Annotated in this window: 9 protein-coding genes; all 9 read left to right on the top strand. The window is 72.5% G+C overall.

What is annotated here, in order from left to right:
- The coding region (locus tag GTW43_RS14155; protein WP_161302095.1) for a nitrilase-related carbon-nitrogen hydrolase at positions 1-595 on the top strand (595 nt) is incomplete at its 5' end.
- A gap of 152 nt (positions 596-747) precedes the next feature.
- Positions 748-2052, top strand: coding sequence for an aspartate aminotransferase family protein (locus GTW43_RS14150; protein WP_161302093.1), 1305 nt, complete (start codon positions 748-750; stop codon positions 2050-2052).
- Positions 2049-3605: a PucR family transcriptional regulator gene (locus GTW43_RS14145; RefSeq protein ID WP_161302091.1), complete on the top strand. Its 1557-nt coding sequence runs from the start codon at positions 2049-2051 to the stop codon at positions 3603-3605. The genes GTW43_RS14150 and GTW43_RS14145 overlap by 4 nt, the downstream gene beginning before the upstream one ends.
- A 120-nt stretch (positions 3606-3725) precedes the next feature.
- Positions 3726-4568 (top strand): nitrilase-related carbon-nitrogen hydrolase, encoded by an 843-nt coding sequence (locus GTW43_RS14140; RefSeq protein ID WP_161302089.1) that lies wholly within the window; start codon positions 3726-3728, stop codon positions 4566-4568.
- Between the two features lie 33 nt (positions 4569-4601).
- Positions 4602-6008, top strand: coding sequence for a dihydropyrimidinase (gene hydA / locus GTW43_RS14135; protein WP_161302087.1), 1407 nt, complete (start codon positions 4602-4604; stop codon positions 6006-6008).
- Positions 6009-6039: 31 nt separating this feature from the next.
- The gene (locus tag GTW43_RS14130) at positions 6040-7059 is read left to right on the top strand and encodes a TIGR03842 family LLM class F420-dependent oxidoreductase (protein WP_161302085.1); all 1020 of its coding nucleotides are present in this window, start codon (positions 6040-6042) and stop codon (positions 7057-7059) included.
- A gap of 107 nt (positions 7060-7166) precedes the next feature.
- Positions 7167-8684 carry an NCS1 family nucleobase:cation symporter-1 gene (locus GTW43_RS14125; protein WP_161302084.1) on the top strand — a complete coding sequence of 506 codons (1518 nt, stop codon included), beginning with the start codon at positions 7167-7169 and terminating at the stop codon, positions 8682-8684.
- A 73-nt stretch (positions 8685-8757) separates the two neighbouring features.
- Positions 8758-9444 (top strand): response regulator transcription factor, encoded by a 687-nt coding sequence (locus tag GTW43_RS14120; protein WP_161302081.1) that lies wholly within the window; start codon positions 8758-8760, stop codon positions 9442-9444.
- Complete coding sequence (locus tag GTW43_RS14115) at positions 9437-10531, top strand: HAMP domain-containing sensor histidine kinase (protein ID WP_161302079.1); 1095 nt, start codon at positions 9437-9439, stop codon at positions 10529-10531. Before GTW43_RS14120 ends, GTW43_RS14115 begins: the two co-directional genes overlap by 8 nt.
- The last annotated feature ends 38 nt before the right edge of the window (positions 10532-10569 follow it).

Genomic DNA, 10569 nt, shown 5'->3' with positions numbered 1-10569 from the left:
TCACGTCATGGTCGCGGCCGTCTTCGAGTCCGCGGGGCCGGGCTTCTTCTACAACACCGCGGCGGTCGTCGACGCCGACGGCAGCTACCTCGGCAAGTACCGCAAGCACCACATCCCGCAGCTGCCCGGCTTCTGGGAGAAGTACTACTTCCGGCCGGGGAACCTGGGCTGGCCGGTCTTCGACACGGCCGTCGGCCGGGTCGGCGTCTACATCTGCTACGACCGCCACTTCCCCGAGGGCTGGCGGCAGTTGGGCCTGAACGGCGCGCAGATCGTGTACAACCCGTCGGCCACCAGCCGGGGCCTGTCCGCCCACCTGTGGCAGCTGGAACAGCCCGCGGCCGCCGTCGCCAACGCCTACTACGTCGCGGCCATCAACCGTGTCGGCATCGAGAGTTACGGCGACGACGACTTCTACGGCACCTCGTACTTCGCCGACCCGCGAGGCCGGCTCGTCGGCGACGCCGCGAGCGACAAGGACGAGGAACTCCTCGTGCGCGACCTGGACCTGGACGTCATCGACGAGGTGCGGCAGCAGTGGGCCTTCTACCGGGACCGCCGCCCCGACGCCTACGAGGGCCTCGTCCGCCCCTGACCTCCCGGCCGCCCCGGCAGCCCGGCCGCCTCCCGCTCCGCGGAATCCGCACCCGCGCACCCGCCGCCTCAGCACGCCCCGCACGCCTCAGCACGCCCCGCACGCCCCGCACTCCGCTCAGCCGTGACCGACGAAGGGACGCCGCAGCCGTGATGACCCCTGACCTCCACGCACGCCACCGCGCGGTCCTGCCCGACTGGCTCGCCCTCTACTACGACCGCCCCCTCGAGCTCACCCACGGCGAGGGCCGGCACGTCTGGGACGCCGACGGCAACCGCTACCTCGACTTCTTCGGCGGCATCCTCACCACGATGACCGCGCACGCCCTGCCCGAGGTCACCAAGGCGGTCGCCGACCAGGCCGCCCGCATCGTCCACTCCTCGACGCTCTACCTCAACCGGCCGATGATCGAACTCGCCGAGCGCGTCGCCCAGTTGTCCGGCATCCCCGACGCGCGCGTCTTCTTCACGACCTCCGGCACCGAGGCCAACGACACCGCCCTGCTGCTCGCCACCGCCCACCGCCGCTCCGGCCAGATCCTGGCGATGCGCAACAGCTACCACGGCCGCTCCTTCTCCGCGATCGGCATCACCGGCAACCGCGGCTGGTCGCCCACCAGCCTCTCCCCGCTCCAGACCCTGTACGTGCACGGCGGCGTCCGCACCCGAGGGCCCTACGCCCACCTGTCCGACGCCGCGTTCACCGAGGCGTGCGTCGCGGACCTGCGCGACATGCTCGGCCAGACCCGCGGCGACGTGGCCGCCCTCATCGCCGAACCGATCCAGGGCGTCGGCGGCTTCACCTCCCCGCCCGACGGCCTCTACGCCCGCTTCCGCGATGTCCTCGCCGAGCAGGGCATCCTGTGGATCTCCGACGAGGTGCAGACCGGCTGGGGCCGCACCGGCGAACACTTCTGGGGCTGGCAGGCGCACGCCGACGCGGGCCCGCCCGACCTGCTGACCTTCGCCAAGGGCATCGGCAACGGCATGTCCATCGGCGGGGTGGTGGCGCGCGCCGACGTCATGAACAGCCTCGACGCCCACTCCATCTCCACCTTCGGCGGCAGCCCGGTCACCATGGCCGCCGGACTCGCCAACCTCTCCTACCTCCTCGAGCACGACCTCCAGGGCAACGCCCGCCGGGTCGGCGGCCTGCTGATCGAGCGCCTGCGCGCGATCGCGGCGACCAACCCCTGCGTTCGCGAGGTGCGCGGCCGGGGCCTGATGATCGGCGTCGAGCTGGTCACTCCCGGCACCGACACGGCGAACCCCGAGGCCGCCTCCGCTGTCCTGGAGTCCTGCCGTGCCGAAGGACTGCTCATCGGCAAGGGCGGCGGGCACAGCACCAGCGTCCTGCGCGTCGCCCCGCCGCTCACCCTCACGGTGGCCGAGGCCGAACAGGGCGCGGCGATCCTGGAGCGGGCGCTGCGGAACGCCGGTGACGGGCCGCCGCGATGACCGCCGCGACGATCCCCGAACACGCCCTGTCCGTGCGGCAGATACTCGCCCTGGAGCGGATCGCCGCCGGAGAGCCCGAGGTGGTCGCCGCCGCCCGGCACCTGGACCGGCCCGTGCGCTGGGTGCACGTCGCCGAGGCGGCCGACGTGGGTGTCATGCTCAGCGGCGGGGAGATGGTCCTCACCACCGGCGTGCTCCTCGCCGGTGACTCCCGCGGCCGGACCGCCTACATCGACTCCCTCGACCGGGCCGAGGCCGCCGCCCTCGTCCTCGGACTCGGCCGCGCCTTCCCGTCCCCGCCGCCCGACATGTGCCGGGCCGCCGAGCGCTGCGGCCTGCCCATGGTCGTCCTGCACCGGCCCTTCCCGTTCGCCGAGCTCACCGAGGAGGTCCAGTCCCGGCTCGTGCGGCGCAAGTACGCCGCGGTCAGCCTCTCCGAGGGCATCCGCACCGCACTGACCGCGCTCATCACCTCCGGCGCCCCGTTGCAGCGCCTCCTCGACGAGATCGCCGCGCACAGCGCCTGCCCCGTCGTCGTCACCAACCTCGCCCACCGGGTCCTCGCCACCGCGGGCGAACGCCCCGCCGTCGACGACGTCCTGCGCGACTGGGACCGCATCGCCCGCCGCCCCGGCGGCGTCGACGGCGACGGCTGGGTCCGGGCCGAACTCGGCGGCCGCGGCGAACGCTGGGGCTCCGTCGTCCTGTGCGGCCACCGCGGTGACGGCGCCTGGGGCCGACTGCTCGCCGACCGCGCCGCCGAGGCCCTCGTCCTGCACCACCTCCTGTCCGGCGCCACCGTCAGCTGGGAGGAGCAGTCCGCCCGCCGCCTGCTCGACGACCTCGTCTCCGGGGCCGTGCCCGCCGCCCGGCTGCTGCCCCGCGCCCGCGCCGCCGGACTCCCCGTCAACCGCCGCACCTTCGTCCCGCTCGTCGTACGCGCCACCGACCCGGCCCGGCTCGACCGCGTCCTGCGGCTGCTCGGCCTGTCCGCCCTCGTCGCCGAGCTCACCGCGCAGACCACCGCCGTCCTGCTCAGCCTCGCCCACGACCAGTCGGCCGAGCAGCTCACCGCGCACTTCGCCGCCCGGCTGCGCGCCGAGACCGGGGCCGCCCCCGTCGTGGCCGCCGGACCCGCGGGGCCCGTCTGGGACGACGTGCCCGAGGGGCTGCGCGAGGCCCTGCACGTGTGCGACGCGGTGGCCGGGGCGCCGCCCGATCTGCCGCCCGTCGTGCGCCTCGGCGACGTACGGCTGCGCGGCCTCGTGCGGATGCTGCGCGACGACCCGCGCGTGCAGTCCTTCGCCGAACGCGAGCTGGACGGACTCCTCGGCGCCGAGGAGTGCGGGACGCTGCTGCCCGTCCTGCGCACCTACCTCGCCACCGGCCGCAACAAGTCCCGTACCGCGCAGCTCCACCACATGAGCCGGCCCGCCCTGTACCGCCGCATCGAGGCGATCGAGGCGCTGCTCGGCGTCGACCTCGACGACTTCGAGGACGCCGCGTCCGTCCACATCGCCCTGCTCGCGCACGACGCGCAGAGCGGGGAGTGACACGGTGGAACGGCATCGGGCGGCGGTCGTGACACGGTGCATCTCGGCGCAGGGGGCCGCGGTTCCTATCGTCTGGGGCACACCCGAGACTTCGGTTCGCCGCCCCCGCAGGAGGTCCCGTTGAGCCCCGTGATCCGCGCCGCGATCTTCCAGACCGCATGGACCGGCGACAAGGAATCCATGATCGAGGTGCACGAGCAGGCCGTGCGCGACGCCGCCGCCCAGGGCGCCCAGGTCCTGTGCTTCCAGGAGCTGTTCTACGGCCCCTACTTCTGCCAGGTGCAGGACCCGGCCTTCTACGCCTACGCCGAGGCGATCCCCGACGGCCCGATCGTGCGCCGCTTCCAGGAGCTGGCCCGCGAGCACCACATCGTCCTCGTCCTGCCCATGTACGAGGAGGAGCAGCCCGGCGTCCTCTACAACACGGCCGCCGTGATCGACGCCGACGGCAGCTACCTCGGCAAGTACCGCAAGACCCACATCCCGCAGGTGAAGGGATTCTGGGAGAAGTTCTACTTCCGCCCGGGGAACTCCGGCTGGCCCGTCTTCGACACGGCCGTCGGCAAGGTCGGGGTCTACATCTGCTACGACCGGCACTTCCCCGAGGGCTGGCGCGCGCTCGGCCTCGAAGGCGCCCAGATCGTCTTCAACTCCTCCGCGACCAGCCGCGGCCTGTCCCGCTACCTGTGGCAGCTGGAGCAGCCGGCCGCCGCCGTCGCCAACGAGTACTTCGTCGGCGCCATCAACCGCGTCGGCGTGGAGAGCTACGGCGACAACGACTTCTACGGGACGTCGTACTTCGCCGACCCCGAGGGGCAGTTCGTCGGCGAGGTCGCCGACGACAAGGCGCCCGAACTCGTCGTCCGCGACCTCGACCTGGCCAAGCTCCGCGAGGTCCGCGACCGCTGGCAGTTCTACCGCGACCGCGCCCCGCAGGCGTACGAGCCCCTGACCCGCCCGTAAGTCCGCACACCTGCCGCACTTCTGGAGGAGAGCATGAGCGCCGTCCGTACCGTCGTCCGCGGCGGACTCGTCGTCACCGCCGCCGACGAGATGCACGCCGACGTCCTGATCGAGGACGGCCGCGTCGTCGCTCTCGCGGCGACCGGCAGCGACACCGCCGCGTCCTGGACGGACGCGCGCGTCATCGACGCGAGCCAGAAGTACGTCATCCCGGGCGGCGTCGACGCGCACACCCACATGGAGATGCCGTTCGGCGGCACGTTCGCCTCCGACACCTTCGAGACGGGCACCCGCGCCGCCGCCTGGGGCGGCACGACCACCGTCGTCGACTTCGCCATCCAGTCCGTCGGCCGCAGCCTGCGCGAGGGCCTCGACGCCTGGTACGCCAAGGCCGACGGGCAGTGCGCGATCGACTACGGCTTCCACATGATCGTGTCCGACGTCGGCGACGACACCCTCAAGGAGATGGACCTGCTCGTCGCGGAGGGCGTGACCTCCTTCAAGCAGTTCATGGCCTACCCGGGCGTCTTCTACTCCGACGACGGGCAGATCCTGCGCGCCATGCAGCGGGCCGGCGAGAACGGCGGCCTCATCATGATGCACGCCGAGAACGGCATCGCGATCGACGTCCTCGTCGAACAGGCCCTGGCCCGCGGCGAGACCGACCCCCGCGTCCACGGCGAGGTCCGCAAGGCGCTCCTGGAGGCCGAGGCCACGCACCGGGCCATCAAGCTCGCCCAGGTCGCCGGTGCCCCGCTCTACGTCGTCCACGTCTCCGCCCAGGAGGCGCTGGGGGAGATCGCCCGCGCCCGTGACGAGGGCCTGCCGGTCTTCGGCGAGACCTGCCCGCAGTACCTGTTCCTGTCCACCGACAACCTGGCCGAGCCGGACTTCGAGGGTGCCAAGTACGTCTGCTCCACGCCCCTGCGGCCCAAGGAGCACCAGGCCGCCCTGTGGCGCGGCCTGCGCACGAACGACCTCCAGGTCGTCTCCACCGACCACTGCCCCTTCTGCTTCACCGGCCAGAAGGAGCTCGGCCGCGGCGACTTCTCGAAGATCCCCAACGGCATGCCCGGCGTCGAGAACCGCATGGACCTGCTCCACCAGGCCGTCGTCGACGGGCACATCAGCCGCCGCCGCTGGATCGAGATCGCGTGCGCCGCCCCGGCCAGGATGTTCGGCCTCTACCCGAAGAAGGGCACGATCGCGCCCGGCGCCGACGCCGACCTCGTCGTCTACGACCCGCACGCCGAGCAGACGGTCAGCGCCGCCACCCACCACATGAACGTCGACTACTCGGCGTACGAGGGCAGGCGGCTGACCGGCCGGGTCGAGACCGTCCTGTCCCGTGGTGAACTCGTCATCACCGAGCGGGAGTTCACCGGCCGGGCCGGACACGGCGCGTACACCCCGCGCGGCATCTCCCAGTACCTGAACTGAGTACCCGGACAGCAAGAGCTAGGGATCCCACATGGACTTCGGACTCGTCCTGCAGACCGACCCGCCGGCCTCCGCGGTCGTCGAGCTGATGCAGCGCGCCGAGGGCGCCGGCTTCACCCACGGCTGGACCTTCGACTCGTGCGTGCTGTGGCAGGAGCCGTTCGTCATCTACAGCCGCATCCTCGCCGAGACGCGGCGGCTGACCGTCGGCCCGATGGTCACCAACCCCGGCACCCGCACCTGGGAGGTCACCGCCTCCACGTTCGCCACCCTCAACGACATGTACGGCAACCGCACCGTGTGCGGCATCGGCCGCGGCGACTCCGCGATGCGCGTCGCGGGCCGCAAGCCCAACACCCTCGCCCGGATCAGCGAGGCCATGGGCGTCATCCGCGCCCTCGGCCGCGGCGACGAGGCCGACCTCGGCGGCACCACCGTGCGCTTCCCGTGGGTGCGCGAGGGCGCCGAGGTGCCGGTCTGGATGGCCGCGTACGGGCCCAAGGCCCTCAGGATGGCCGGTGAGGAGGCCGACGGCTTCATCCTCCAGCTCGCCGACCTGTTCCTGACGGAGTGGATGGTCAAGGCGGTGCGGGACGCGGCCGTCGCGGCGGGCCGCTCGCCCTCCGACGTGAAGATCTGCGTCGCCGCCCCCGCCTACGTCACCGAGGACGACTCGCCGGCCGCGCTCGCCCACGCCCGCGAACAGTGCCGCTGGTTCGGCGGCATGGTCGGCAACCACGTCGCCGACCTCGTGGCCAGGTACGGTGCCCACTCCGGCATGGTGCCCGACGCCCTGACCGACTACATCAAGGCCCGCGAGGGCTACGACTACGCCCACCACGGCCGCACCGACAACCCGGACACCGCGTTCGTCCCCGACGAGATCGTCGACAGCTTCTGCCTGATCGGCCCGCCGTCCGCGCACATCGAGAAGCTGAACGCGCTGCGCGCGCTCGGCGTCGACCAGTTCGCGGTGTACGCCATGCACGACGCGAAGGAGACGGTGATCGATCTCTACGGCCGGGAGGTGATCCCGGCGGTGACCTCGTGACCGTTCCCGCACCAGGCACGGCAGTCGACGGCCGCCCCGCGGCCGTCCCGGATCCCCGTCCTCCCAGGGCCCCGCCCCGGCGCGGCCCGCCAGTGAACGGACTGCGCATGACCGACACCGTCCCGCCACCGCCACCCTCCGCCCCCGCGGTCGAGCTGACCGCCGACGCGTACCCGGCCGGCAGCCGCTACGCCAACGACGATCTGCGCCCCGTCCCCCTCGCCGAGCGCCGCTGGACCACCTACAACTTCGTGGCCCTGTGGATCGGCATGGCGCACTGCATCCCCTCCTGGACGCTCGCCTCCGGCCTTGTCGCGCTCGGCATGGACTGGAAGCAGGCGGTCCTCACGATCGCCCTCGCCAACGTCATCGTGCTGCTGCCGATGCTGCTCACCGGTCACGCCGGACCCAAGTACGGCATACCCTTCCCGGTCCTCGCACGGGCCGGTTTCGGCATCCGCGGCGCGAACCTGCCCGCCCTGGTGCGGGCGGCCGTCGCCTGCTGCTGGTTCGGCATCCAGACCTGGATCGGCGGCCAGGGCATCTTCGTCCTCCTCGGCAAGATCTTCGGCGGCTGGGCCGGCGCCTCCGAGGTCGGCGGCTACCCGTGGACCCTGTGGCTGTGCTTCGTCGTCTTCTGGGTGATCGAACTCGCCATCATCTACCGGGGCATGGACACCCTGCGCCGCTTCGAGAACTGGGCGGCGCCCTTCGTCCTCGTCGGCGCCTTCGTGCTCCTCTTCTGGATCGCGAACAAGGCGGGCGGCTTCGGTCCGCTGCTGCACGAGCCGTCCCGGGTCGGCTGGGGCCCGGACTTCTGGAAGGTCTTCTTCCCGGGCCTCATGGGCATGATCGGCTTCTGGGCGACGCTGTCCCTGAACATCCCCGACTTCACCCGGTTCGGCCGGGGACAGCGCGCCCAGGTCCTCGGCCAGACCCTCGGCCTGCCCACCACGATGACGCTGTTCGCCCTGCTGTCCGTACTGGTCACGGCCGGCTCCGAGAAGGTCTACGGCGTCGCGGTCTGGGACCCCGTCGCCCTCGCCGGCAAGACGGACAACGTCTTCGGACTGCTCTTCGCCCTGGTCACCGTCTTCGTCGCGACGGTCTCCACGAACATCGCCGCCAACGTCGTCTCGCCGGCCTACGACCTCGCCAACCTCGCGCCCAAGCGCATCGGGTTCCGCGCCGGCGCGATCATCACCGGCGTCATCGGCGTGCTCGTCATGCCGTGGAAGCTCACCTCCACCCCGGAGCTGTACATCTTCACCTGGCTCGGCGTCGTCGGCGGCCTCCTCGGCACGGTCGCGGGCATCCTCATCGCCGACTACTGGGTGATCCGGCGCACCGTGCTGCACCTCGCGGACCTTTACGTCGCCGGCGGCCGGTACTGGTACACGGGCGGCTGGAACTGGCGGGCCGTCGCCGCCTTCGTGACCGGCGGGGTGCTCGCGGTCGGCGGCTCCTACTCCACGCTCGACGCGAAGGGCGACAAGGCGGGCCCGTTCCCGGTCGACGGCCTTATCCCGTTCCTGAAACCGCTGGCCGACTACGGCTGGGCGGTCGGACTCGCCGCCTCGTCCGTCGTCTACCTGCTGCTCATGGCGGGCCGCCGCCGCGACTGACCCGGTGCCGTCCGGGGCGCGTGCAGGGCGTGTGCATACGGTGGCGATATGCACCGCTGCTTAGGCTGCGGGCATGCGCGTACTGATCGTGGAGGACGAGCCCTACCTGGCCGAGGCGGTCCGGGACGGGCTGCGGCTCGAGGCGATCGCCGCCGACATCGCGGGCGACGGCGACACCGCCCTGGAGCTGCTCGACGTCAACAGCTACGACCTCGCCGTCCTCGACCGGGACATCCCCGGTCCGTCGGGCGACGAGGTCGCCCGGCGCATCGTCGCCTCCGGCAGCGGCATCCCGATCCTCATGCTCACCGCCGCCGACCGCATCGACGACAAGGCGTCCGGGTTCGCGCTCGGCGCCGACGACTACCTCACCAAGCCGTTCGAGCTGCGCGAGCTGGTGCTGCGGCTGCGCGCGCTCGACCGCAGACGGGCCCACTCCCGGCCGCCGGTGCGCGAGATCGCCGGCCTGCGCCTCGACCCGTTCCGCCGGGAGGTCTTCCGCGACGGGCGGTACGTCGCGCTCACCCGCAAGCAGTTCGCGGTGCTCGAGGTCCTCGTCGCTGCCGAGGGCGGTGTCGTCAGCGCCGAGGACCTGCTCGAACGGGCCTGGGACGAGAACGCCGACCCGCTGACCAACGCCGTGCGCATCACCGTCTCCGCCCTGCGCAAGCGGCTCGGCACCCCCTGGGTCATCGCCACGGTGCCCGGCGTCGGCTACCGCATCGACACGGGCGCCGCGGGTGAGGACGCCGATGGATAGGCGCCCCGGGCTCAGCGCCCGGATGAAGCTCACCCTCAGCTACGCGGCCTTCCTCGCGGTCGCGGGCGCCCTCCTGCTCGCTCTCGTGTGGCTGTACCTGCTCCGCTACGTCCCGGACAAGGACCAGGGGCTGCTCGGGATCTCGCCCAACCGCTACCTCCTGGTCCGGATCTTCTTCCCCCGTGCCGCCCTGGCGATGCTCTGCCTGCTCGTGTTCGGCCTGGTCGGCGGCTGGATCCTGGCCGGACGGATGCTCGCACCGCTGCATCGCATCACCGACGCGGCGCGCACCGCGGGCACCGGGGCGCTGTCCACCCGGATCCGCATGAGCGGCCGCCAGGACGAGTTCCGCGAGCTGGCCGACGCGTTCGACGCGATGCTCGGGCAGCTGGAGTCGCACGTCGGCGAGCAGCGGCGGTTCGCCGCGAACGCGTCGCACGAACTGCGCACGCCGCTCGCCGTGTCCCAGGCCCTGCTCGACGTGGCCCGCCGCGACCCCGGGCAGGACCGCGACGAGGTCCTCGCCCGGCTCCAGCGGGTCAACACCCGCGCGATCGATCTCACCGAGGCCCTCCTGCTGCTCAGCCGCAGCGACCGCGGCCACGTGGTCCGCGAGCGCGTCGACCTGTCGCTCGTCGCCGAGGAGGCCGCCGAGACCCTGCTCCCGCTCGCCGAGCGGCGCGGCGCTGCGCTCGACGTCACCGGCCAGGCCGCCTGGACCGACGGATCGCCGGAGCTCCTGCTGCGGATGGTGACGAACCTCGTGCAGAACGCGGTCGTGCACAACCTCCCGACGGGCGGCACCGTCACCGTCCGCACCGCGCAGCACGGCGACACGAGCGAGCTGACCGTGGAGAACACGGGATCGCAGGTGCCGCCGGAGCTGGTGCCGACCCTCACCGAGCCGTTCCAGCGCGGGGCCGAGCGGGTGCGCACCGACGAGCACGCGGGTGCCGGACTCGGCCTGGCCATCGTGCACAGCGTGGTCCGCGCCCACGACGGGACGCTCGACCTCGCCGCCCGCCCGGCCGGTGGCCTGCGGGTCACCGTCCGACTGCCCGGCCGGCCCGCGCCGCCGCCCGTGTGAGACCGGCCCGCCCGAGCCGGTCAGGAATCGAGAAGCAC

It is taken from the genome of Streptomyces sp. SID5785 (assembly GCF_009870065.1).
Taxonomy (GTDB): domain Bacteria; phylum Actinomycetota; class Actinomycetes; order Streptomycetales; family Streptomycetaceae; genus Streptomyces.
The sequence above is the reverse complement of the archived record's forward strand: the minus strand, read 5'-3'. Positions and strand labels throughout refer to the sequence as shown.